General features: G+C 60.2%; 24 protein-coding genes. 6 read left to right on the top strand and 18 right to left on the bottom strand.

The window, feature by feature from the left end; all coding sequences use genetic code 11:
• Positions 1-7: 7 nt before the first annotated feature.
• The 10 genes from atpH to mioC all read right to left on the bottom strand — a co-directional run bounded on the left by atpH (position 8) and on the right by mioC (position 8003).
• Positions 8-541, bottom strand: coding sequence for a F0F1 ATP synthase subunit delta (gene atpH, locus ACB030_RS13390; RefSeq protein WP_106885386.1), 534 nt, complete (start codon positions 539-541; stop codon positions 8-10).
• A gap of 13 nt (positions 542-554) precedes the next feature.
• Positions 555-1025 carry a F0F1 ATP synthase subunit B gene (gene atpF / locus ACB030_RS13385; RefSeq protein WP_041206628.1) on the bottom strand — a complete coding sequence of 157 codons (471 nt, stop codon included), beginning with the start codon at positions 1023-1025 and terminating at the stop codon, positions 555-557.
• 54 nt (positions 1026-1079) lie between these two features.
• Positions 1080-1322, bottom strand: a complete 243-nt coding sequence (gene atpE, locus ACB030_RS13380; protein ID WP_005307205.1) for a F0F1 ATP synthase subunit C — start codon at positions 1320-1322, stop codon at positions 1080-1082.
• Between the two features lie 58 nt (positions 1323-1380).
• Positions 1381-2163: a F0F1 ATP synthase subunit A gene (gene atpB / locus ACB030_RS13375; protein WP_025328868.1), complete on the bottom strand. Its 783-nt coding sequence runs from the start codon at positions 2161-2163 to the stop codon at positions 1381-1383.
• Positions 2164-2171: 8 nt separating this feature from the next.
• Positions 2172-2582, bottom strand: a complete 411-nt coding sequence (locus ACB030_RS13370) for an ATP synthase subunit I (protein WP_205642823.1) — start codon at positions 2580-2582, stop codon at positions 2172-2174.
• A 190-nt stretch (positions 2583-2772) separates the two neighbouring features.
• Positions 2773-3681: a ParB/RepB/Spo0J family partition protein gene (locus tag ACB030_RS13365; RefSeq protein ID WP_171277147.1), complete on the bottom strand. Its 909-nt coding sequence runs from the start codon at positions 3679-3681 to the stop codon at positions 2773-2775.
• Positions 3678-4481: a ParA family protein gene (locus tag ACB030_RS13360; RefSeq protein ID WP_043132402.1), complete on the bottom strand. Its 804-nt coding sequence runs from the start codon at positions 4479-4481 to the stop codon at positions 3678-3680. Before ACB030_RS13360 ends, ACB030_RS13365 begins: the two co-directional genes overlap by 4 nt.
• A 26-nt stretch (positions 4482-4507) precedes the next feature.
• Entirely contained in the window at positions 4508-5134 is a 627-nt protein-coding gene (rsmG, locus tag ACB030_RS13355) for a 16S rRNA (guanine(527)-N(7))-methyltransferase RsmG (RefSeq protein ID WP_205642824.1), read from the bottom strand.
• A gap of 21 nt (positions 5135-5155) precedes the next feature.
• Positions 5156-7045: a tRNA uridine-5-carboxymethylaminomethyl(34) synthesis enzyme MnmG gene (gene mnmG / locus ACB030_RS13350; RefSeq protein ID WP_139437145.1), complete on the bottom strand. Its 1890-nt coding sequence runs from the start codon at positions 7043-7045 to the stop codon at positions 5156-5158.
• 508 nt (positions 7046-7553) lie between these two features.
• Positions 7554-8003 carry an FMN-binding protein MioC gene (mioC, locus tag ACB030_RS13345; protein WP_371160400.1) on the bottom strand — a complete coding sequence of 150 codons (450 nt, stop codon included), beginning with the start codon at positions 8001-8003 and terminating at the stop codon, positions 7554-7556.
• A gap of 385 nt (positions 8004-8388) precedes the next feature.
• On the opposite strand from mioC, the gene ACB030_RS13340 reads away from it, so the two are divergent.
• From ACB030_RS13340 to fhuB, 5 genes are all read left to right on the top strand, one after another.
• Positions 8389-10497, top strand: coding sequence for a TonB-dependent siderophore receptor (locus ACB030_RS13340; RefSeq protein WP_371160398.1), 2109 nt, complete (start codon positions 8389-8391; stop codon positions 10495-10497).
• Between the two features lie 61 nt (positions 10498-10558).
• Positions 10559-12205: a multidrug ABC transporter permease/ATP-binding protein gene (locus tag ACB030_RS13335; protein ID WP_371160396.1), complete on the top strand. Its 1647-nt coding sequence runs from the start codon at positions 10559-10561 to the stop codon at positions 12203-12205.
• Positions 12206-12359: 154 nt separating this feature from the next.
• Positions 12360-13124 (top strand): ATP-binding cassette domain-containing protein, encoded by a 765-nt coding sequence (locus ACB030_RS13330; protein ID WP_371160394.1) that lies wholly within the window; start codon positions 12360-12362, stop codon positions 13122-13124.
• 168 nt (positions 13125-13292) lie between these two features.
• Positions 13293-14192, top strand: a complete 900-nt coding sequence (locus ACB030_RS13325; RefSeq protein ID WP_371160439.1) for an ABC transporter substrate-binding protein — start codon at positions 13293-13295, stop codon at positions 14190-14192.
• Positions 14189-16171, top strand: coding sequence for a Fe(3+)-hydroxamate ABC transporter permease FhuB (gene fhuB, locus ACB030_RS13320; protein ID WP_371160392.1), 1983 nt, complete (start codon positions 14189-14191; stop codon positions 16169-16171). The genes ACB030_RS13325 and fhuB overlap by 4 nt, the downstream gene beginning before the upstream one ends.
• Positions 16172-16240: 69 nt before the next feature.
• Here fhuB and mnmE read toward each other — a convergent pair whose 3' ends face one another.
• From mnmE to ACB030_RS13280, 8 genes are all read right to left on the bottom strand, one after another.
• Entirely contained in the window at positions 16241-17602 is a 1362-nt protein-coding gene (gene mnmE, locus ACB030_RS13315; RefSeq protein WP_371160390.1) for a tRNA uridine-5-carboxymethylaminomethyl(34) synthesis GTPase MnmE, read from the bottom strand.
• A 97-nt stretch (positions 17603-17699) separates the two neighbouring features.
• Positions 17700-19346 (bottom strand): membrane protein insertase YidC, encoded by a 1647-nt coding sequence (gene yidC, locus ACB030_RS13310; protein ID WP_371160388.1) that lies wholly within the window; start codon positions 19344-19346, stop codon positions 17700-17702.
• Between the two features lie 5 nt (positions 19347-19351).
• Positions 19352-19600 carry a membrane protein insertion efficiency factor YidD gene (yidD, locus tag ACB030_RS13305; RefSeq protein ID WP_010672280.1) on the bottom strand — a complete coding sequence of 83 codons (249 nt, stop codon included), beginning with the start codon at positions 19598-19600 and terminating at the stop codon, positions 19352-19354.
• Positions 19567-19926, bottom strand: a complete 360-nt coding sequence (gene rnpA, locus ACB030_RS13300) for a ribonuclease P protein component (RefSeq protein WP_025328882.1) — start codon at positions 19924-19926, stop codon at positions 19567-19569. The genes yidD and rnpA overlap by 34 nt, the downstream gene beginning before the upstream one ends.
• The gene (rpmH, locus tag ACB030_RS13295) at positions 19926-20060 is read right to left on the bottom strand and encodes a 50S ribosomal protein L34 (protein WP_005307156.1); all 135 of its coding nucleotides are present in this window, start codon (positions 20058-20060) and stop codon (positions 19926-19928) included. The genes rnpA and rpmH overlap by 1 nt, the downstream gene beginning before the upstream one ends.
• A gap of 269 nt (positions 20061-20329) precedes the next feature.
• Positions 20330-21064: an amino acid ABC transporter ATP-binding protein gene (locus ACB030_RS13290; RefSeq protein WP_371160386.1), complete on the bottom strand. Its 735-nt coding sequence runs from the start codon at positions 21062-21064 to the stop codon at positions 20330-20332.
• Between the two features lie 93 nt (positions 21065-21157).
• Entirely contained in the window at positions 21158-21826 is a 669-nt protein-coding gene (locus tag ACB030_RS13285; RefSeq protein WP_139437129.1) for an amino acid ABC transporter permease, read from the bottom strand.
• Positions 21827-22585: an amino acid ABC transporter substrate-binding protein gene (locus ACB030_RS13280; RefSeq protein ID WP_042650677.1), complete on the bottom strand. Its 759-nt coding sequence runs from the start codon at positions 22583-22585 to the stop codon at positions 21827-21829.
• Between the two features lie 310 nt (positions 22586-22895).
• Here ACB030_RS13280 and dnaA point away from each other — a divergent pair, with 310 nt between their 5' ends.
• Complete coding sequence (dnaA, locus tag ACB030_RS13275; RefSeq protein ID WP_025325183.1) at positions 22896-24266, top strand: chromosomal replication initiator protein DnaA; 1371 nt, start codon at positions 22896-22898, stop codon at positions 24264-24266.
• Positions 24267-24283 lie beyond the last annotated feature (17 nt).

Below are 24283 nucleotides of genomic sequence, written 5' to 3'. Positions count from 1 at the left end.
ACCCCAATCAAGATTGCAGCGCGTCGGCCATGCGATCCAGCTTACCGCGGACCGTGCCGTCGATAACCAGATCACCGGCCTTGATGAGCACCCCGGCCATCAAGGACGCATCGATGCTGCAATTCAGCTTCACTTTGCGCGCGAGACGTTGTTCCAGAGAAGCCTGAATAGCGGCCTTCTGCTGGTCGGTCAGTTCGATCGCCGAAATCACGTCAGCCTGAACTTCTTTATCCAGTTCAGCCTTGAGCGCGACATATTCAGCAACGACGGCCGGCAGCACACCCAAGCGACCATTCTCAGCCATCACCCGGATCAGGTTCTGACCATGCTCGTTGAGCTGCTCACCGCAGACACCGACAAACAGATTTGCCAGCTCTTCGGCGGCCACAGAGCCGTTTACCAGGTCATGGATGGTCTCGTTCTCGGCCACTTGTGCGGCGAAACCGAGCATCTCCAGCCATTGGTCAACCGCCTTGTGCTCAACGGCAAACTCGAAAGCAGCCTTGGCGTAGGGGCGAGCGATTGTAGTCAGTTCAGACATAGCCCCGTTCCCGTTACAGTTCTGCTACCAGTTTGTCGACGATGTCGCTGTTGGCAGCCTGGTCGATTTGGCGTGCCAGGATCTTCTCTGCACCCGCAATAGCAAGAGCAGCAACCTGCTTGCGCAGTTCTTCTTTGGCACGATGACGTTCAGCTTCGATCTCTGCACGGCCCTGAGCCAGGATTTTTTCCCGCTCTGCTTGAGCTCCGACAGCGGCTTCATCAATGATCTGGGCCTTGCGTTTGTTGGCTTGATCGATGATTTCGGCAGCCTGGTGCTTGGCTTCTTTCAGCTGATCGGTGGCGTTGGCCTTGGCCAAATCCAGATCTTTCTTGGCACGCTCGGCAGAAGAGAGACCATCAGCAATTTCTTTCTGACGGGCTTCGATGGCAGCGATCAACGGCGGCCATACGTACTTCATGCAAAACACTACGAAGAAGAAAAAAGCAATTGCTTGGCCGAGGAGGGTGGCGTTGATATTCACAGCCTATGTCCTCTTAAGTTAGTTAATGGGTTATGCCTGGGGAGTCGTAGAGACTTAGCCAGCAACCGCAAACATCACATACAGACCCAGACCAACGGCGATCATCGGGATCGCATCCACCAGACCCATGACGATGAAGAACTGGGTACGCAGAACAGGGATCAGGTCCGGTTGACGAGCAGCACCTTCCAGGAACTTGCCACCCAGGATACCGATACCGATGGAGGCGCCGATAGCCGCCAGACCCATCATCATTGCAGCAGCGATGTACAGCAGGTCCATGTTCAAGTTTTCCATGAGGATCTCCATTTATTTAGATGTAATTGATTGTATAAAAAGGATTATTTGAGTTGCATCAACCATGGTCTTCTTGCGCCATCGACAGATAGACGATGGTCAGAACCATGAAGATAAACGCCTGCAAAGTGATGATCAGGATGTGGAAAATTGCCCAAGGCACGGACAGGATCCACTGTGACCACCAGGGTAACAAACCCGCAATCAGGATAAAGATCAGTTCGCCAGCATACATGTTGCCGAACAGTCGCAGACCCAATGAAACAGGCTTGGAAATCAACGTGACGGTTTCAAGGATGAAGTTAACCGGGATGGCAGCGGGATGGTTGAAAGGCTGAAGCGTCAGCTCCTTCACGAATCCACTGATACCCTTGACCTTGATGCTGTAGTACAGGATCAAGAAGAACACGCCCAAAGCCATGGACATGGTGATGTTAACGTCAGCAGAGGGAACCACACGCAGATAGGGAACACCCATCAACTGTGCAGCGTGAGGGATAAAGTCAACGGGGATCAGATCCATGAAGTTCATCAGGAAGATCCAGACAAACACTGTCAGTCCCAGCGGTGCGATGACCGGGTTCCGACCATGGAAGATGTCTTTGACGTTACCATTCACAAACTCGACCAGCATCTCCACAAAGCACTGCAGCTTACCGGGCACACCGCTGGTGGCCTTGACGGCTACGCGGCGGAACGACCAGATAAACAGGGCGCCTAGCAAGACGGAAAATATCATTGAGTCGATATTCACCGTCCAGAACCCGGACCCGACTTGCAGGTGGGTCAGGTGGTGGGAGATATATCCCTGAGGAGTCAGGACTTCTCCGGTTGCAGACATGAGTTTTCCTAATAGTGGTTGTTAAGCGTGAATGAAACTATCCACTGTACAACGAGGGCGAGGATATAAGTGGCGAAGAACGAGACGGTGTCGATCTCGATCCCGGAGCCAAACATCAGGGCGAAAAGTCCTGTTGTAGTAATGAGCTTAATCCCTGCCCCACCATAAAAGTCCCGCAGAACCAGGCCCACGCTCTCTTTCGTCACCTTGCGGCGCAGAACCCAGAGTGTGAACAGGGCTTGAGGAACCCAGTACATTCCCCCCCCGAAGAGGGAAGAACGTCCGGCAAACGCCCCTGTCTGATAAAACCAGACGGAACTGATCGCCAGGATCAGGATGAGCTGACAAACGAGCATAGCCAAGGCTAGCGTCAAACCTTCCAAGGCTACTTTCTGTTTCACCAACCTACCCCTGAACATTACAGAACTGTAAAAAATCGGGATCCGAAGACCCCAGGTTCACAGTTCGAAAAGCCGGTCAAATTATACCCGTGAAGACGGCTATTGCAATATGACAAAAATCCTTAATTTTTGAGGCTTTCCGCGCGAAATTAAGGTTATGTTCATATCGAAAGGAATGGATGTTTTATTACTACAAAAAGCGTAAAAATCACGATTCTGACAGACCAAAATAGCCCAATACCCGGTCCAAATCCGCTAAGTTATCGTAACTTATTACTAACTTGCCGCTATCCTTCTTGCCAGGCTGAAGCTGTACCTGATTGCCAATTTTTTCTGAAATCTGGCGCTCGAGGTAACCAAACTGGGGATCGCGCACGGGTTCGACCTTGGTTTTTGCTGGCTCCAGCGTTTTTTGCACCAGCTTCTCGGTATCTCGCACCGTCAGCCCCTTCTGGGCGACCAGCTTGGCCAATTCGGACTGGGCCGGGCCGCTCAGGGCCAGCAGGGCACGGGCGTGGCCCATGTCGAGATCGCCGTGCTCGACGAACCGCTTCACATCCTCGTTGAGCTGGTTCAGGCGTAGCAGGTTGGTGACCGTGGTGCGGGACTTGCCCACCGCCTCGGCCACCTGCTGGTGGGTCAGCTCGAATTCGGTCAGCAGTCGCTGCAGGGCGACCGCCTCCTCGATGGCGTTGAGATCCTCGCGCTGGATATTCTCAATCAGCGCTATGGCCACCGCGGCCTCGTCGGGCACGTCCTTGACGATGCAGGGCACCACCTCGAGCCGGGCCAGCTGGGAAGCGCGCCAGCGCCGCTCACCTGCGATGATTTCGAAGCGATTCTCCCCGATGGAGCGTACCACTATCGGCTGAATCACGCCTTGCGCCCGTATCGAGTTGGCCAGGTCTTCCAGCGCGTCCTGGGACATGTCCTTGCGAGGCTGGTATTTGCCGGACTGCAGCCACTCCAGCGGCAGCTTGCGCAGCTCGCCCTGGTTGGTGGGCGCCATGGCCTGTTCGGTACGCTGGTCGCTCATCACCTGTTTCTGGCGGGCGGCCGTGCTGGTGCTGAGCAGGGCATCCAACCCCTTGCCCAGCCCACGTTTCTTCGGCGTCATATGCTCTCTCGGTCTGCGGTGATCGGCTGAGACTCCTGCTCCTGACGACGCAGGATCTCGCCAGCCAGGGCCAGATAGGCCTTGGCCCCCACCGATGATTTGTCATAGTGCATGGCCGGGGCACCGAAGCTCGGCGCCTCCGCCAGTCTAACGTTGCGGGGGATGATGGTGCGATAGACCTTGTCCCCGAAATGCTGTTTCAGCTGATCGGACACATCATTGGCCAGCCGGTTGCGGTGATCGAACATGGTGCGCAGCACCCCCTCGATCTTCAGCTCCGGATTGACGACGGCCGCCAGCTTGCTGATGGTGTCCACCAGGGCGGTGAGCCCTTCCAGCGCGTAATACTCGCACTGCATGGGCACCAGCACGGAGTCGGCGGCGGCCATGGCGTTGACGGTCAGCATGTTGAGAGAAGGCGGGCAGTCGATGAAGACGTAGTCGTACTTGTCCCGTACCGAGGCAAGGGCATTGCGCAGGCGGATCTCGCGGGCGAAGAACTCCATCAGACGGATTTCCGCCGCCGTCACGTCGGCATTGGCGGCAATGAGGTGATAGCCACCCGAGGTCTCGGGGATGATCACCTCGTTGATGGGAGCATCGTCGATCAGCAGTTCATAGGCGGTGCGTTCGACTTCGTACTTGTCGACGCCGCTGCCCATGGTGGCATTGCCCTGCGGATCCAGATCGATCACCAGCACCTTGCGCCGGGTAGCGGCCAGGGAGGCGGCCAGATTCACACAGGTGGTGGTTTTACCCACTCCACCCTTCTGGTTGGCTATGGCGATGACTTTTCCCACACTATCCCCTAAATGAAACTGCGACCCTATGCGGGCTGGATATGTTTGAATTCCAGCAGATGACGTTCGCCTTCCAGTTCCGGTACCCGCAACTCATGACAGGCTACCAGACGGATATTGGCAGGCAACTGGGCCAGCTCCTGCTCGGGATATTGTCCCTTGAGCGCCAGGAAGCTGCCCTCGGGTGACGGCAGATGGTGACACCAGCTCAGCATGTCCTCCAGCGAGGCGAAGGCACGGCTGAGTACCGCATCGAAGCCCACCTCGGGTTGATACTCCTCCACCCGGGATTTGACCGGCGTCACATTGGTCAGCCCCAGCTCCTGGATCACCTGGCGGATGAAGCTGATCCGCTTGCCCAGACTATCCAGCAGCACAAACTGCTTGTCCGGATTGATGATGGCCAGCGGCAGGCCGGGCAGGCCAGGGCCTGTGCCCACATCGATGAAACGCTCACCGTGCAGATGAGGGCTCACCACCAGGCTGTCGAGGATGTGCTTGACCAGCATGGCGTCCGGATCTCGCACCGAGGTGAGATTGTAAGCCTTGTTCCACTTGTGCAGCAACTCAACCAACTGCACCAACTGGGTCTTTTGGGTGTCGGTGATAACAATACCGGCCTGCATGAGCAGGCCGTTCAATCTTTCCAGCATATTTTCCAACGGTAAGGATCCTCAGGCGGTTTTACGCAGCAGGCCGTGTTTCTTCAGGTGAACCAGCAGGATGGAGATGGCCGCCGGGGTGATGCCGGAGATGCGGGAGGCCTGACCTATGGTCTGCGGCTTGGCATCGTTGAGCTTGGCGATCACCTCGTTGGAGAGACCGTTCACGTCGCGGTAGTTCATGTCCAGCGGCAGCAGGGTGTTCTCGTTGCGCAGCTGCTTCTCCACCTCGTCGTGCTGGCGCTCGATGTAGCCGGCGTACTTGATCTGGATCTCCACCTGATCCGCCGCGGCCGCGTCTTCCAGCGCCGGGCCGACCCCCTCGATGGCCATCAGGGCATCGTAGGTCACCTCGGGGCGACGCAGCAGCTCTTCCAGGCTCTGCTCCCGGGTCAGGGGTGTGTTGACCAGGGCGTTGACCGCCTCCAACGACGGGTGCTGCGGGTGGATCCAGGTCGAACGCATGCGCTGACGCTCCTGCTCCACCTGCTCCATCTTGGTGTTGAACAGGCTCCAGCGATGGTCATCCACCAGGCCCAGCTCGCGACCTATGGCGGTCAGGCGCAGATCGGCGTTGTCTTCCCGCAGCAGCAGACGGTATTCGGCGCGGCTGGTGAACATGCGGTAGGGCTCGCGAGTGCCCAGGGTGGAGAGATCGTCCATCATCACGCCCATGTAGGCCTGATCCCGGCGGGGATGCCAGGCATCCTTGCCCTGGGCGCGCAGACCGGCGTTCAGACCGGCCATCAGCCCCTGGGCAGCCGCCTCTTCATAGCCAGTAGTGCCGTTGATCTGGCCGGCGAAGAAGAGGTTTGGAATGCACTTGCTCTCCATGTTGGCCTTGAGATCCCGCGGATCGAAGAAGTCGTATTCGATGGCGTAGCCGGGGCGGGTGATGTGGGCATTCTCGAAGCCACGGATCGAACGGACGATCTGCACCTGCACGTCGAACGGCAGGCTGGTGGAGATCCCGTTCGGGTAGAGTTCGTGGGTGGTCAGGCCCTCCGGCTCGACGAAGATCTGGTGCGCCGTCTTGTCGGCGAAACGGGTGATCTTGTCCTCGATCGACGGGCAGTAACGGGGGCCTATCCCCTCGATCACCCCGGCGTACATGGGGCTGCGATCCAGGTTGTTGCGGATCACCTCGTGGGTCTTCTCGTTGGTGTGGGTAACGTAGCAGGGCACCTGACGCGGGTGCTGGCTGGCGTTGCCGATGAACGAGAAGACGGGACGAGGATCGTCGCCGTGCTGCTGCTGCATCACGGAGAGATCGACGGTGCGGGCATCGATGCGGGGCGGCGTGCCTGTCTTGAGCCGATCGATGCGCAGGGGCAGCTCACGCAGGCGCTGGGCCAGGGCGATCGAGGGAGGATCCCCGGCGCGGCCGCCCTTGTAGTTTTCCATCCCGATGTGGATCAGGCCGTTCAGGAAGGTCCCGACGGTCAGCACGACGGTCTTGCCGCTGATGCGGATCCCGCTCTGGGTGACTACGCCTGCGACGCGATCCCCATCCATGACGAGATCGTCACAGGCTTGCTGGAAGATCTTCAGGTTCGGGTAATTTTCCAGGGTCTGGCGCACCACGGCCTTGTAGAGCAGGCGATCCGCCTGGGCACGGGTGGCACGTACCGCGGGCCCTTTGGAGGAGTTGAGGGTACGGAACTGGATCCCGCCAAGATCGATGGCCTGCGCCATGATCCCGCCCAGGGCATCCACTTCCTTGACCAGGTGTCCCTTGCCGATCCCGCCGATCGCCGGATTACAGGACATGTGTCCCAGCGTATCGATGTTATGGGTCAGCAACAGGGTATTCAGGCCCATACGGGCGGCCGCCGTCGCTGCTTCGGTTCCTGCATGACCGCCACCGACGACGATCACATCAAATTGTTCATGGTATTGCATTGGGGATCACCTTGATCTGCACGCCTGAAGATCTTTATTTGCCTGGGCTGAAGGGCGGATCATTCTATCCGTTTCGCCTCTTGAGGGGAACGTCTACTTCAGGATCAGTATGGATGCAGGATCCGTTAGTAGATCTTAAGGATCTTTAGATCGATCTTTTACTGGATCTTTTATTAGGATCCACGATTTCTGTTGATAAGCCCTTTTTGATCATAAAGATCATCCGTTTAAAGACGATCTCAGCTTGTGGAAAAGCTTGGATCCCAGGGCCCTGAACGGGGGGATAACCAGTGGTTTTATACACAGACCAGAACTGTATAAGATCTCATACATGGATAACTATAGGTTTTACAGAGCTTAACACTGTAGTTATGCACATTACCCCTGGGCATTGTGGGTAACCCTGTAGAACAACTCTCCCAGATCTATCTGTTAATAACCTGGTGGATAGGAATTTGGGGACAAGCGGGGAGATCGAGGTGCTTTTACCGGATCTCCCAGGCCCTGATCAGGCGATCATCTGCATCCAGTCATGGATCCAGGCTTCGGCGGCATCTTCCGGGATCTCGTGCTGGGTCACGTCTATCTCCAGACGATCCCCGATCCGGCTGGCGCCGCAGTCGGCCAGCAGCCGATCCAGCGTCTTGCCGCCCTGGCAGAAGGTGTCATAACTGCGGTCCCCAAGCCCGATCACCCCATATTTCAAGGCGTTGAGATCCGGATGCTGGTCGGAAAGATCCTTGGCGAAGGGCTGAAGATTGTCGGGCACATCGCCGGCGCCGTGGGTGGAAGTGATCACCAGCAGGATCGCATCCGGCTCCGCCAGCACCTCGGCCAGGCTGGCCGGGTTGTGGATCCGGGTCTGGTGGCCCGCCTGTTCCAGCAGGCTGGCGACATGATCTGCGACATATTCGGCGGCGCCCAGCATGGAGCCGACGACAAGATTGAGTTTGGCCATGGAATGGATCCTGATGTCATCGAAAGAAACGGAGAGCCGGGATTCTACCGCCAAAGGATGTGGATAAATATGGATAAAGCTTGGGGATAAGGATCCTTCACGATTTTTATGGCGAAGGCCGCCCTCGCCATCTTTTTTCATCTTCCTCTGTGTTCCCTTCTTTTGATCACCCTCCTGAATGAGTCTTTCTGCCGGAAAAGTCGTCCGTTGATACAGCAGGTAACAATAGAGATGCAAATGATTAGCAATTATTGAATCGATTCGATCATGGCTCCTGTAGTAGCATTGTGCCGCTTTATTCGCCTAAGGAGTCGGGCAGACCGGCCGCATTGGGCACCCATAATAAGAAACCAAAATATAACTCATTGATATTTGAGACACTTATATGATTGCGCAAAAAAATACCCAGAATGCAGTGATGCGAAAGAGGGGAGCCCAGCTGTTACCGCTCTCCTGCCTGCTGGCGAGCCTGCCGATGCTGGCTGCGGAACAAGCGGATAAAGAGCTGCCCAAGGCGGCTGAAACCATGGTGGTGACCGGCACCGCCATGAAGGTCGAGGTGCCCATGGCCGAGACCCCCCGCGCCGTCTCCGTGGTCAATCGCGAGGAGCTGGATCAGCATGCCGTGCTTCAGCTCGACGAGTCCGTGCGCTATCGCTCCGGCGTACTCACCGGTTTCTATGGCTCAGACAACAACACCGACTGGTTCAAGGTGCGTGGCTTCGATGCCGCCCAGTACCTCGATGGCAACCGCCTGTTCGGCACCGGTTACTATGTCTGGACACCGGAGCCCTTCGGCCTGGAGAGTGTGGAGCTGCTGAAAGGCCCGGCCTCCATCCTCTACGGCGAGGCACCTCCCGGCGGCGTGATCAACTCCATCAGCAAGCGCCCCACCGCAACCCCGCAAGGCCTGGTCAATCTGCAACTGGGCAACCGGGATCTGCGCCAGGTCGGGGTCGATTTCTCCGACGATCTGACCGACGACAGCCGCTATCGCATGGTTGCGCTCTATAAAGAGCGCGACGGCGTGCTGGATGGCACCTACAACGAGCGCGCCTACCTGGCGCCGAGCGTGACCCTGGACATCTCGGATCGCACCAGCCTCACCCTGCTGGCCAGCTTCCTGCACGATGAAGGGGTGCCCACCAACGGTTTCTTCCCCGTCTATGGCACCCTGAACACCTCGGGCGGCCAGATCGATCCCGCCACCAACCTGAGTCAGCCGGATTACGATCGCAACCGCAACACCCAGATCTCCACCGGTTACGAGCTGGCCCACCAGTTCAACCAGACCTGGGAGTTCAAGCAGAACGTCCGCTTCAACTACAACGATCTGCTGCTGCGTCAGACCTATATCTTCCCGACTTACGAAGGCACCACCGCCTACCGTGGCCTGGTCTACCGTGATGGCGACACCAAGAGTGCCACCATGGACAACCAGCTAGTGGGTTACTGGAACACGGATCGCACCGAGCAGACCCTGTTGATGGGGATAGATCTGCAGCGCCATGTGAATGAAGGGGTCGAGGCCGACAACTACGGCATGGGGTCCATCGACACCATGAACCCGGATTACAGCGGCTTCCCCGGCTTCGACGAGTCCACCGCCACCTATCAGAAGAACACCAAGGGCCAGAGCGGCCTCTACGCCCAGCATCAGATCCGCTGGGACGATCGCTGGTTGCTGACTGCAGGCGGCCGCTTCGACTATGTGGAGACCCACAACATCAGCGAAGCCACCAGCAAGAACGAGAAACAGTATGACGACAACCTCTCGCTCTCCGGCAGCCTGATGTACCTGGCCGACAACGGCCTCTCCCCGTACTTCGCCTATGCGGAGTCGTTCGAAGTGCTGCCTGGCATAGACCCGAACACCAAGAACTCCTACAAGCCGCTGGAAGGCAAGCTGTATGAGACCGGCATCAAGTACGCCCCCAGCTTCCTCGATGGCTACATCAACCTGGCGCTGTTCGATCTGGAACAGACCAACTCGCTCGTCTCTACCGGTTCCGGCCAGCAGACCCAGGCCGGTGAAGTGACCTCCCAGGGGATCGAACTGGAAGGGAGCGTGCAGGCCACAGAGGCGCTGCGCCTGACCGCTGCTTATACCTACACCGATGCCAAGACCAACGACACCGGCAACGGTGATCGCCAGGCCAGCCTGATCCCGCGTCACCAGGCCTCCTTCTGGGGCAACTACAAGGTGCAGCAGGGTCCGGTTTCCGGGCTGGAAGTGGGCACCGGGGTGCGTTACATCGGCTCCAGCGTCGGCATAGGTGCCGTGAATGCGGACTACACCCCCATCTACGGTTCGGCCCAGGTGCCGGCCCAGACGGTGTGGGATGCGATGATCGGGTATGACTTCGCCAAGAACTGGCGTGCCCAGGTCAACGTCAACAACCTGCTGAACGACACCTATGTAGCGAGCTGTGACTACTACTGCTACTACGGTGAGCCGCGCAGCATAGTCGGCTCAGTCAACTACCGCTGGTAAGATACAGGCCGGGCGGGAGCCTCAAGCTCCCGCCCTCCTTCTTTTTGTACACAGGCCTGTCATGGAACTCTTGTCACTGGTTTACCGCCAATACCGTTGGCCCTTCATCGCCATTACCCTGCTCAGCCTGCTCAGCGCGGTGAGCGGGATAGGTGTCATTGCCTTTATAAATCAATATCTTATCGAGTCAGTCGGCGATCCGTTGCCGATCCTGGGTCAGCTTGTCGGCCTTATCTTTTTGCTGCTGGTGATCACGCTCGGCTCTCAGCTGGCCCTGACCACCCTCGGTCATCATTTCGTCTACCGGTTGCGCGGCCGCCTGCTCAAGCAACTGCTGGACACCGACGTCGCCCGCATTCGCCAGATAGGGCAGGGGCCGCTGCTGGCCTCCCTCTCCAGCGACATCGGCCAGATCACCATCGCCTTCGTGCGCCTGCCGGAGCTGGTGCAGGGGCTGGTGCTCACCCTGGGTTCCATCCTCTACCTCGGCTTGCTCTCTCCCGCCCTGCTCGGTGTCACCGCCCTCTGGGTGACCGTGACCATGGTGGTGGGCTGGCTGCTGGTGAACCGGGTCTATCGCCACCTGGCCCGGATGCGTCAGGCCGAAGACAGGCTCTACCAGAACTACCAGTCCATCATCGCGGGCAGCAAGGAGCTGGCGCTCAACCGCGAGCGGGCCCACTTCGTCTACCACCAGCTCTATGAGCAGAACGCCCGGGACTACCGCCGGGAGATCATCCGCGCCGATACCTATCACCTGAGCGCGGTGAACTGGTCGAACATCATGATGCTGGGGGCCATAGGCCTGGTCTTCTTCCTGGCCAATGGCCTCGGCTGGGCCAACACCAATGTGGCCGCCACCTTCGCCCTGACCCTGCTGTTCCTGCGCACCCCGCTGCTGCAGGGCATCGGCGCCCTGCCGACCCTGATCTCGGCCCAGGTGGCGTTCGACAAGATTGCGACCCTGAATCTGGCCGAGCCGGAGCCCAAGTTCCCGCTGCCGCCGGCCCCCAATGCCTGGCAGCGCATCGAGCTGGAGCAGGTGAGCTTTCACTATCAGGGTGAGGGCGGCTTCGCCGTGGGCCCCATCAATCTGACCATTGAGCGGGGGGAGCAGATCTTCATCATTGGCGGCAACGGCTCCGGCAAGTCGACCCTGGCCATGCTGCTGACCGGGCTCTATCAGCCGGTATCGGGCCGGATCCTGCTGGATGGGAAGCCGATCACCGATCGCAACGCCTACCTGGCGCTCTTCTCCGCCATCTTCACCGACTACCACCTGTTCCAGCACCTGCTGGGGCCTGAGCCGAAAGAGGACCTGGTGGCCGAGTGGCTGGAGCGGCTGCAGATGGGCAGCAAGCTGACCATCGAAGAGGGCTTTATCGCCAACATCGATCTCTCCCAGGGGCAGCGCAAGCGGGTCGCCCTGCTGCTGGCACTGGCGGAGCAGCGCGAGGTGATGCTGTTTGACGAGTGGGCTGCGGATCAGGATCCCCAGTTCCGCCGCATCTTCTATCAGGTGCTGTTGCCGCGCCTCAAGGAGATGGGCAAGACGGTGATCGCCATCAGCCACGACGATCTCTATTTCTCCCTGGCGGATCGCCTGCTGGAGATGCGTCAGGGCCAGCTCACCGAGCTGACCGGCGAGCGGCGCGAGCAGGTGAGCCGGGATGCGGTCGCTCATCTCGATAGCGAGGTGCCGGTCTGATACCGGCCGCAAGGGGGAGGCGAGCGCCAACCCCTTTCAGTACAGGAATGAATCATGTTTGAGAGGAAATCTGCCGGCTTTATGGTGAACGTTCGCCGAGCCATGGCGCTCACCGACCCGAGCGTCGAGCACAGAGCCAGCACGGGAGCAGATCATGTTTGAGATGAAAGCCGCCAGCTTTGCGGTCAACGACCGCACCCTGCTGCAACCCACCAGCCTGCGTTTCGAGCAGGGGCAGGTCTATGGTCTCATCGGCCACAACGGCTCGGGCAAATCCACCCTGCTCAAGCTGCTAGCACGCCAGCAGCCCCTGAGCGATGGCGAGATACTGTTCGATGACAAGCCGCTGCTGGAGTGGGGCAACCGGGACTTCGCCCGTCAGGTGGCCTATCTGCCCCAGCACCTGCCGAGCGCCGAGAACCTGCTCGGCCGGGAGCTGGTGGAGATGGGGCGCTATCCCTGGCGCGGCCTGCTGGGCCGCATGGGGGCGGAAGATCACCGTCAGGTCGACAAGGCCATAGCGCTGACCCATACCGAGGGGTTTGCCGACAGGCTGGTGGATACCCTCTCCGGCGGCGAGCGGGGCCGGGTCTGGCTGGCCATGCTGCTGGCCCAGGAGAGCCGCTTCATCCTGCTGGACGAGCCGCTGGCCGCCCTGGATGTGGCCCACCAGGTGGAGGTGCTCACCCTCGTCAAGCAGCTCAGTCGCCAGCTCAACCTCGGGGTTATCATCGTCATTCACGACATCAACATTGCGTCCCGCTTCTGCGATCGGCTGGTGGCGCTGCACGGTGGTCGTCTGCTGACCCATGGCGAGCCTTCACACATCATGACCGGCGAGACCCTGCATGCCATCTACGGCATCCCCATGGAAGTCATTCGCCACCCGGCCCATGACCACGCCATCGCCATCGTTTAGACAAGGTTTGTTATCCCGATGCGTTTATTTGTACCCATATCACTGCAGACTGGCGAGACCCTGCACTCCATGCACCATGGCATCCCCATGGAGGTCATTCGCCATCCGGCCCATGACTACGCCATCGCCATCGTCTGACCGGGGGAGCTCTTGAACCTTTTATTGAAGATGGCCCCCTGCCTCGTCAGCCTGCTGTTGCCGCTGGCGGCGCAGGCCGAGACACCGCCCGCAGCCCCTGCTGCCGACGGCACTGTTCCGCGCATCGCCACCGTGGATTGGACCATAGCCGAAACCCTGTTGGCCCTCGGCGTGACCCCGCTGGCCATGGGGGATGTGAACTCCTATCGTGCCTGGGTCGGCGAACCCCGGCTCCCCGCCGGGGTGATCGACATCGGCCTGCGGGCCCAGCCCAACCGGGAACTGCTGGCTGAGCTCAAGCCCGATCTCATCCTCATCTCCCCGCTGGCGGCCCCCCTGGCGCCGACCCTCTCCCGCATCGCGCCGGTGCAGTCCATCGCCCTCTATGAGCCCGATGCAGAGCTGTGGCCGCGACTGCGCGAGGCGACCCTGACCATAGCCGCGCTGGTGAACAGAACCGCCGAGGCCGAGCGCCAGCTCGCCGCGCTGGAGCGGGATCTGGCGCAGATGAAGGGGGCGCTGCCCGCCGATCTGCCCCCCTTGCTGGTGGTGCAGTTCATCGACGAGCGCCATGTACGGGTGTTTGGCCGCCACAGCCTGTTCGAGGCGGTGATGCAGCGGCTCGGCCTGCGCAATGCCTGGCAGGGGGAGACCAATGCCTGGGGCTTCTCGGTGGCCAGCCTCGAGCAGTTCTTGGCCATTCCCGAGGCCAGGCTGGTGGTGGTGGAACCCGTTCCCGTGGGGGTGAGCGAGAAGCTGCAGGAGCCCGGGCTCTGGCAGCACCTGCCGCTGGTACAGAACGCGCCCGTACTGCATCTGCCTGCGACCTGGAGTTTCGGCGGCATGCTGGCCGCCCGTCGTTTCGCCACCCTGCTCGGCGAGGCTTTGCAAGATCAGGCCAACGTGGCCCTCAAGGGAGAAGCCCAATGAATCGTTTCGTCTCCTCTCCCTTGCTGCGCCCGGGCCTCTGCCTGCTGGCGCTGACCCTGGCGCTGGCCTGTGGTGAGCTGGCGCGCCAGCTGCCGGGCTCCCTCTGGTGGCAGGCGCTCTTCTCCCCCGAGCTGGACGATGCCCGCCAGGCGGTCATTCACTTCAGCTGGCTGCCGCGGCTGCTGGTCTGCCTGCTGGCCGGTGCCGCCCTGGGGCTGGCCGGCACCCTGATGCAGCAGGTGCTGCGCAATCCCCTCGCGTCCCCCACCACGCTGGGGGTGGCCTCCGGCGCCCAGCTGGCGCTGATGATGGTGACCCTGTTCGCCCCCTCCTGGCTGCTGATTGGCAGGGAGTGGATCGCCATGGCCGGTGGCAGCCTCGCCATGGCGCTGGTGTTTGCCCTGGCCTGGCGGCGCCAGCTCAATCCCGTGGTCATCGTCTTTGCCGGGCTGGTGATCAACCTTTATCTCGCGGCCATCAGCATGGGGCTGCTGCTCTTCTTCCAGGAGGAGCTGAAGGGCCTGCTGGTGTGGGGCAGCGGCTCCCTGGCCCAGAACAGCTGGAGCGGCGTCCTCTATCTGTTGCCGCGGCTGCTGCTGGCCGGCGTCCTGGCCGCGCTGCTGGTCCGCCCCCTGGGCGTGCTGGAGCTGGACGATGCCAGCGCCCGCAGCCTGGGGGTCTCCCTCAGGCAGCTGCGTTTTGCCGGCCTCGGGCTCGCGGTCTTCGTCACCGCCTGCGTGGTGAGCGTGGTGGGGCTGATCGGTTTCATCGGGCTGGCGGCACCGGCCATGGTGCGACTGCTGGGGGTGAGGCAGCTCGGCCAGCGCCTGCTGTGGGCCCCCATACTGGGTGCCTTGCTGCTGGCGGCCACGGATCTGCTGCTGCAATCCCTGAGCCGCTTCTGGCCTGTGCTGATCCCGACCGGGGCCATGACGGCACTGCTGGGGGCCCCTCTGCTGCTCTGGCTTATCCCTCGGCTTGCCTTCAAGTCAGGCGCTCCCAAGGCCGCCAGCGGCCTGACGGTGGCGCGCCATGGGGCGCCCGCTCGCCTTATCGGCCTGCTGTTGATGGGGCTGCTGTTGGCGGTGGTTGCGTCCCTGCTGGTCGGGCAGGGGATGCACGGCTGGAGCTGGCCGAGCTGGCTCAGGTGGCAGGCCCAGCTGGAGTGGCGCCTGCCGCGTACCCTGGCGGCGGGGGCTGCCGGGGTCTTGCTGGCACTGGCGGGCACCCTGCTGCAGCGGGTCAGCAACAACCCCATGGCGAGCCCCGAGCTGCTGGGGGTGAGCGGCGGCACCTTTATGGGGGTGATAGCGACGGCCTTGCTGCTGCCCGCCCTGCCGCTGCCCATGATGCTGCTGGGGGGCGTGATAGGCGCTTTCGGCTGCCTCTTGCTGCTGGTGCTGGTCAACCGCAAGCACGGCTTCCAGCCAGAGCGGATCCTGCTCTCCGGCATCGCCATCACGGCGCTATTCGAGCCGCTGCAGGCCATCGCCCTGGCCAACGGCGATCTGCGAGTGCAGCAACTGCTCTCCTGGATGTCCGGCTCCACCTATTACGTCACCCTGCCGGTGGCCTATGCCCTGACGGGGCTGGCGCTGCTGATGCTGGCGGCCTGCCTGCTGGTGAGCCGCTGGCTCGATCTGATGCCCATGGGGCCGGCGGTGGCGACGGCCCTCGGCATCCGTCTCAACCGCGCCCAGCTCATCATACTGCTGCTGGTGGCCGTGCTCACCGCCAGTGCGACCATGGTCATAGGCCCGCTCTCCTTCGCCGGCTTGCTGGCCCCCCACATGGCCAAGCTGATGGGGCTGGTGCGGGCCCGCTGGCACCTGCTCGGTGCGGCGGGATGCGGGGCCCTGCTGATGGTGTTGGCGGACTGGGTCGGCCAGCAGATCCTGTTCCCGCAGGAGGTGCCGGTCGGGCTGGTCTCCACCCTGTTAGGGGGCGCTTACTTCATGTGGTGCCTGCGCCGCCTCTAGGTTTCGGATAAAAAATGCACAAAAAAAGCCCGGGATCATCCCGGGCTTTTCATTGCCTGCCGTGCAGGTTTACTTGCCGATGCAGAAGCTGGAGAAGATGCGGCCCAGCAGATCGTCCGAGCTGAACTCGCCGGTGATCTCGGAGAGGGACTCCTGCGCCAGGCGCAGTTCCTCGGCCACCAGCTCGCCGGCCACGAACACTTCCAGCTGCTCCCTGGCCACCAGCAGCCGCTCGGCGGCGCGTTCCAGAGCGTCCAGGTGGCGGCGGCGGGCCATGAAGCCCCCCTCGGTGTTGCCCTGGAAGCCCATGCAGGCCTTCAGGTGCTCGCGCAGGGCGGGCAGCCCCAGCTCGGTCTTGGCTGAGATGCGGTAGACTGCGTGGCCCAGTTCCTGGCTAGGTGCCAGATCCTCGCCGGTCAGGTCGGCCTTGTTGCGAATGACGGTGAGGCCGATCTTTTTTGGCAACCGATCAACAAATTCCGGCCAGATCTCCCGCGGGTCGACCGCATCCGTGGTGGTGCCATCCACCATGAAGAGCACCCGGTCGGCCTGCTCTATTTCGGCCCAGGCACGCTCTATGCCGATCTGCTCCACCTTGTCCTGGGTATCGCGCAGGCCGGCGGTGTCGATGATGTGCAGCGGCATGCCGTCCAGGTGGATGTGTTCCCGCAGCACGTCGCGGGTGGTGCCGGCGATTTCGGTGACGATGGCGGACTCGCGGCCCGCCAGGGCGTTGAGCAGGCTGGACTTGCCGGCGTTGGGACGGCCGGCGATCACCACCTTCATCCCTTCCCGCAGCAGGGCGCCCTGCTTGGCCTCGCCGCGCACGTCGTCGAGCGACGCCATGATGGCGTACAGATCCCCCGCCACCTTGCCGTCTGAGAGGAAGTCGATCTCCTCGTCCGGGAAGTCGATGGCGGCCTCCACATAGATACGCAACCGGGTGAGACTCTCCACCAGTTGCTGGATCTTGCCGGAGAATTGCCCCTGCAGGGAGTGCATGGCACTGCGGGCGGCCTGCTCGCTGGAGGCTTCGATCAGGTCGGCGATGGCCTCGGCCTGGGCCAGATCCAGCTTGTCGTTGAGGAAGGCGCGTTCGCTGAACTCGCCGGGACGGGCGGGGCGGATGCCCTCGATCTGCAGGATGCGGCGTATCAGCATGTCCAGGATGACGGGACCGCCGTGGCCTTGCAGCTCCAGCACATCCTCGCCGGTGAAGCTGTTGGGGGCCTTGAACAGCAGGGCGATGCCCTGATCCAGAGGCTGGCCCTGCTCGTCCTTGAACGGCAGATATTCGGCATAGCGCACCCTGGGCAGCCGACCGAGCACGATTTCGGCGACTCGTTCGGCGGCGGGGCCTGAGACGCGGACTATGCCGACGCCACCCCGGCCGGGGGCGGTGGCCTGGGCCACGATCGTATCTGTTGTCATCTTGCTTGACTCGTCTGTTCGGTAATTGGGGGACATTGTAATAAAAAAGGCGGCCCGAAGGCCGCCTCTTTTGTCATCAGGGAAGATGGGCTGCGTATCAAGTGCGTGAGTGCAGGCCTTTCTTCTCCAGCTGACGATAGATGATGGTCTGCTGGATGATGGAGATGACGTTGCTCACCAGCCAGTACAGGGTCAGACCTGCCGGGAACCAGAGGAACATGAAGGTGAAGATGATCGGCATGAACTGCATCACCTTCTGCTGCATCGGGTCCGTGATGGTGGTCGGGCTCATCTTCTGCAGATACCACATGGAGGCACCCATGAGGATCGGCAGCACGAAGAAGGGGTCCTTCACCGACAGGTCGGTGATCCACAGGGCGAACGGCGCGTGACGCAGCTCGACAGACTCCATCAGTGCCCAGTAGAGGGCGATGAAGATGGGCATCTGCACCAGGATCGGCAGACAGCCGCCGAGCGGGTTGACCTTCTCCTTCTTGTACAGCTCCATCATGCCCTGGGACATCTTCTGGCGATCGTCACCGAAGCGTTCCTTGAGCGCAGCCAGCTTGGGTTGCAGCATGCGCATCTTGGCCATGGAGGTGTACTGGGCCTTGGTCAGCGGGAACATGATGCCGCGTACCAGCAGGGTCAGCATGATGATGGCCAGGCCCCAGTTCTGGACGAAACCGTGGAACACGGTCAGCAACCAGTGCAGCGGCTGGGCGATGAACCAGAGCCAGCCGTAGTCGACGGTCAGGTCCAGGTGGTTTGCCACCTTGGCCATCTGATCCTGCAACTTGGGACCGACCCACAGCTTGGCGTTCACTTCGGCCTGCTGACCGGCAGCCACGTCAACCAGCGGCGCCTTGTAGCCGATGATGGCCTGGTCTTTACCCGGGATCACGCGGCTGTAGAAGCTGTTGGTGTCCTCGGCATTCGGTGCCCAGGCGGAGACGAAGTAGTGTTGCAGCATGGCGACCCAACCACCCTTGGTGGTCTTGTTCAGGTCGGCATCCTTCATCTCGTCGAAGGTGTATTTCTTGTAGCGGGTATCTTCGCTGGAGAAGGCACCACCACGGTAGGCGCTGGCCACCATGGCATGACCTTCCTGGTCCTTCGGCGTGGTCACGGTCTGCTTCAGCTGACCGTAGAACTGCACCTGAACCGGCTCGGCAGACTTGTTGTCGATCTTGTAATCGACGCCGATGGCGTAGTCACCCCGCTTGAGGATGAACTCCTTGGTGAAGACGACGCCCTTGCTGTCGGTCCAGGTCATCGGCACGACGACTTGATCCTGACCGTCGGCCAGCTGGTAGCTGGTCTGGGCGGCTTCGTAGGTGGGACGACCCTGGGGCTGGCTGTCAGGACCATCGCGGCCCACCAGACCACTCTGGGCAACATAGAGGTGCGCAGGCTGGCTAGTCAGCAGGGTGAACGGCTGTTCCTTGCCTTCTTCCAGCTTGTGGGCCAGCAGTTCGGCAGAGACGATGTCACCGCCCTGGGTATCCAGGGTCAGCTTGAGCACGTCGGAGGAGACGGTGACAAGCTTGCGTGCGGTAGAGGCGTTGGCTTGCTCGGAAACCTGAGGAATATCACCGGTCTGACCGGCTTCAGGTACGAAATGTTCGGTTTGGGCCACGGTAGTCGGGGCCGGCTTCGGAGCCTTGTCGGACTCCCACTGTTGCCAGAGCAAGAAGCTCACGAACAGCAAACCGATCAGGAGTAAATTGCGTTGTGATTCCATAGTCTTCAGTTTCTTCGCTTTGGTTGCGGAACCGGGTCATAACCACCCTCGGATAAGGGATGGCATTTTAATAGACGTTTGCTGGCTAACCAAACGCCTTTTATGAAACCGTGAAGTCGGATTGCTTCTATCGCAAATTGGGAACAAGTCGGGGTGAAACGGCAGCGCGGCCCGAGCAGGGGACTAATGATTAGCTGATACAGGCGTATCAGTTTGATAGCTACCCATTGCAACGGCGTGACAGAGTGCGCCATAGCTTTTCCAGTAACTTGAACAGCTCTTCGTTGTCCATCTCCTTTACGCCACCCTTGGCTATGACGACGATGTCGATAGCGGGCAGATTGGCCTGATTGAGACGGAAGCTCTCCCGTACCACTCGTTTGACACGGTTACGCCAGACGGCACGCTTGAGTGCTTTTTTGGGCACAGCCAGGCCAAGACGGGGGTGTTCGAGGGAATTGGGGCAAGCAAGAAGCGTAATTTGCGGAGAAGCGGCCCGGACAGGCTCGGCGAAAACGCGTTTGAAGTGTTCGGGAGTTAACAGACGTAACTCCCGAGAGAAGGTGTGCTGGGTAGGCATTAGACTACCAGGCGGGCACGACCCTTGGCACGACGAGCGGCCAGAACTTTGCGGCCGTTGGCGGTAGCCATGCGAGCGCGGAAACCGTGAGAGCGCTTGCGCTTCAGGTTGGACGGTTGAAAAGTACGTTTCATGATTCGATTCCGTATTTCTGTACAGTTTTGATTGTCACACTTAGCCGACGCGCCAGCTATAGCGTGTGACGACTAGCAAAAGAGGCCGAATTCTAAACAGAGTTCGGCTTCTCGTCAATCCGCCGTTCCCTCTCATCTTCTTCTGGCTCAACAATAAGCAGGAGAAGCTGGCAGGATCCAGAGGATCAAGGGCCCCGAATTATACTGGCAACCCCGGGTTAAACAAGGATCCACCAAGAAAAAAGGCGGCCAGGCCGCCAAAGAGAGAGCTATTTCAGTACTTTTCGCAAGAACTCCCGGGTGCGGGGATCCTTGGGATCGACCAATATCTGATCCGGCGGGCCCTGTTCGACGATCCGGCCCCCCTCCATGAAGATCACCCGATCGGCGACATCACGGGCAAACTCGATCTCGTGGGTCACCACCACCATGGTCTGGTGCTGGCGGGCGAGCTCCTTCATCAGCCCCAGCACCTCGTCGACCCATTCGGGATCCAGGGCAGAGGTAGGCTCGTCAAACAGGATGACCTTGGAGTGAGCCGCCATGGCGCGACCTATGCCGACCCGTTGCTGCTGTCCGCCGGAGAGAGACGCCGGGTAGGCATCCTGCTTGTCGGCGAGGCCTATGTCCTTGAGGATGCCCAGCGCAGTGGCACGGGCCTCCGCCTTCGGCTGCTTCCAGACGGTGATCAGCCCCTCGGCGATGTTGTCCAGCGCCGTCTTGTTGGCAAACAGGGCATAGTTCTGGAACACGAAGGAGGCGCGCTTGCGCAGCTCGATGGCCTGCTGCTCGCTGGCATGGGCCAGATCCAGCTGCAGATCATCGATGGCAAGGGTGCCTGCATCCGGGGTCTCCAGCAGGTTGAGGCAGCGCAGCAGGGTCGACTTGCCGGTGCCGGAGGGGCCGATGATGACGACAATGTCACCCTTCTTCACCTCCAGATCGATGCCGTTCAATACCTGATTGCCGTCATAGGCCTTGGAAAGACCCGTTAACTTGATCATGACAGGTCTCCTTCAATGGGCGCGGCTGTTGAGAGGTACTTACAGCCTGTGCCGCAAGTGGGTAATGGCGTGCTCATCATCGCTGGCATCCTCTTAGTAAGCACGATTGAGGCGTACTTCCAGCAGGTGCTGCAAGCGGGTGAAGAAGATGACCACTACCCAGTAGACCAGGGCCACCGCCATGAAGCTCTCGAAGAACTTGAAGGAGGAGGAGGCCTCCATCTGCGCCTTGCCCATGATCTCGGCCACTCCCAGGGTAAACGCCAGTGAGGTGCTCTTGATCATGTCGATGAAGTAGTTCATCAGGGACGGCGTCGCGATGCGGGCCGCCTGCGGCAGTATGATCCGCCGCATCGCCTGATATCGACTCATGCCGATGCTGAGGGCAGCTTCCATCTGGCTCTTGTGGATGCCGAGAATGGCGGCCCGGATCGACTCGGCCATGTAGGCGGCGAAGTGCAGGGTCAGCCCTATGATGGCGGCGGTAAAGGCATCCATCCCCACGAAGACAGGGAACAGTTGCGGCAGCCCGTAGTAGAGCAGGAACAGCTGGACGAGCAGGGGAGTCCCCCGGAAGAACGAGATATACAGCATCGCCAGCCAGTGAATTGCGGGAACGCGAAAGACCCGTACTATCGCCAGGGCCAGCGACAGTACGAGTGCCAATACGAATCCCCACAGGGCCATTTCCATCGTGGTGCCCAGGTATTTGAGCAGGATGGGAAACAGCCCTAGCGTGTACTCGAGATCAAATTCCATCATTTATTTGCTGGTGATGTCCGCTGCGAACCATTTTTCCGAGATCTTGGTCAGGGAGCCGTCTTTACGCATGGCGGTCAGCGCCTCGTCGACCTTCTTCAGCACGGCCTGTTTTTCCGGGGTCTTCAGGAAGGGCAGGGCGTTCTCGATAGTCTCGAACGGTGCGCCTGCCTGTTGCAGCGGCAGCTTGGATTCCTTGATCAGCTGGGCGGTGGAGACGCGGTCCATCACGAAGGCATCGATACGACCCAGGGCGACATCCTGCTCGAAGCTGGAGTCATAGGTGCGGATGTCGATCTTCTTGTTCGGGTCGTTCTTGCGCAGCAGCTCTTCGAAGTTGGAGCCCAGGTTCACCGCAACTGTCTTGCCTTCCAGATCCTTGAGACCGTGGATGGTGCTGTTGCCCTTGCGCACCACTATCTGGGCGCCGTCATAGACGTAGGGCTGGGAGAAGGCGTACTTGGCCTTGCGCTCGTCGGTGATGGTGATCTGGTTGGAGATGGTATCGACGCGACCGGTTTCCAGCATGCCGAACAGGCCGGAGAAGCTGGCGGTGACGAACTCGACCTTGTAACCGGTGCGCTCACCGATCTGGTTCCACATGTCCACCTCGAAGCCCTGCAGCTTGTCCTGCTTGACGAAGGTGAACGGGAAATACTTGCCGGACATGCCGACCTTGATGGTTTCCTGGGCGATGGCCTGGCCGGACAGGCTGGCCAGCAGAATGGCGGCGCCGGAAATCAGCTTGATGGTGGTCTTCATGGGGATTCCTCTCTCTGTAGTTCTGTATTTTTAGTTGTAATCACGGGTTGGCGCTGATGTTATTGGAATAAAATATAAAGAATAAATGATATTTGGTTATATAAAATAACCGCAGCAGCAGGGTCTCATTCTGTCCACATCACCGGTCGGTGGCTGTGGGTAACTTTGGGGATGAAATCAGATCCTGGGGCGTTGGATCCTTGAAAGTCAAGGATCTTATTTGCTGGATCCGTGCGGCGGCAACTGGAGATCCAGCCACTAAAAACGTAGAATAGCCGGTCTTTACTTAATCAATTGACGGGAGTCTAGAGTGACTGCTTCGCTATGGCAGCAGTGCCTTAACCGGCTGCAAGATGAGTTGCCCTCGGCAGAATTCAGCATGTGGATCCGGCCGCTTCAAGCGGAGTTGAGTGACAATACTCTGACCCTGTATGCACCGAATCGCTTCGTTCTGGACTGGGTACGCGACAAGTACCTGCTCCGGGTCAATGGCATCATCAACGAGCTGTGCGGAGCCGATGCTCCCACCCTGCGTTTTGACATCGGTAATCGTCCCCATCCCGTCGCGGTCGCCAGAGCGCCGGCGCGCGGTGTCGATCCTGTGAATAACTCTCACAAGAGCTGGGAAAGCAAGGCGGAAGCCAAGCCCGAGCCGAACCACAAGAGCAACACCAACGTGAACTACACCTTCGAGAATTTCGTCGAAGGTAAGTCCAACCAGTTGGCCCGTGCGGCGGCCCGTCAGGTGGCCGACAATCCGGGTGGCGCCTACAACCCGCTGTTCCTCTACGGTGGCACAGGTCTGGGCAAGACCCACCTGCTGCACGCCGTTGGCAATGCCATCAAGGAACGCAAGAAAGACGCCAAAGTCATCTACATGCACTCCGAACGGTTCGTGCAGGACATGGTGAAGGCGCTGCAGAATAACGCCATTGAAGAGTTCAAGCGTTATTACCGTAGCGTCGATGCCCTGCTCATCGATGACATCCAGTTCTTCGCCAACAAGGAGCGCTCCCAGGAGGAGTTCTTCCACACCTTCAACGCCCTGCTCGAAGGCAACCAGCAGATCATCCTGACCTCGGATCGTTATCCGAAGGAGATCAACGGTGTCGAGGATCGCCTCAAGTCCCGCTTCGGCTGGGGTCTGACGGTGGCGATCGAACCGCCTGAGCTGGAGACCCGCGTCGCCATCCTGATGCGCAAGGCGGACGAGAACCAGATCCATCTGCCTGATGAAGTGGCCTTCTTTATCGCCAAGCGCCTGCGCTCCAACGTCCGTGAATTGGAAGGCGCCCTCAACCGGGTGATCGCCAACGCCAACTTCACCGGTCGTGCCATCAACATCGACTTCGTGCGCGAGGCGCTGCGCGACCTCTTGGCCCTGCAGGAGAAGCTGGTCACCATCGACAACATCCAGAAGACGGTGGCGGAGTACTACAAAATCAAGCTGGCGGATCTGCTGTCCAAGCGTCGTTCCCGTTCCGTTGCCCGCCCGCGTCAGCTGGCGATGGCCCTGGCCAAGGAGCTGACCAACCACAGTTTGCCGGAGATAGGGGATGCCTTTGGTGGCCGTGACCACACCACCGTTCTTCATGCCTGCCGCAAGATCGAGCAGCTGAAGGAGGAGAGTCACGACATCAAGGAAGACTATTCCAACCTGATCCGTACCCTCTCGTCCTGATAACGGAACAGAGTGGA

It is taken from the genome of Aeromonas sp. S16(2024), assembly GCF_041403065.1.
In the GTDB taxonomy this organism is placed as follows: domain Bacteria; phylum Pseudomonadota; class Gammaproteobacteria; order Enterobacterales; family Aeromonadaceae; genus Aeromonas.
This window is presented reverse-complemented; position numbering and strand designations above follow the sequence as displayed.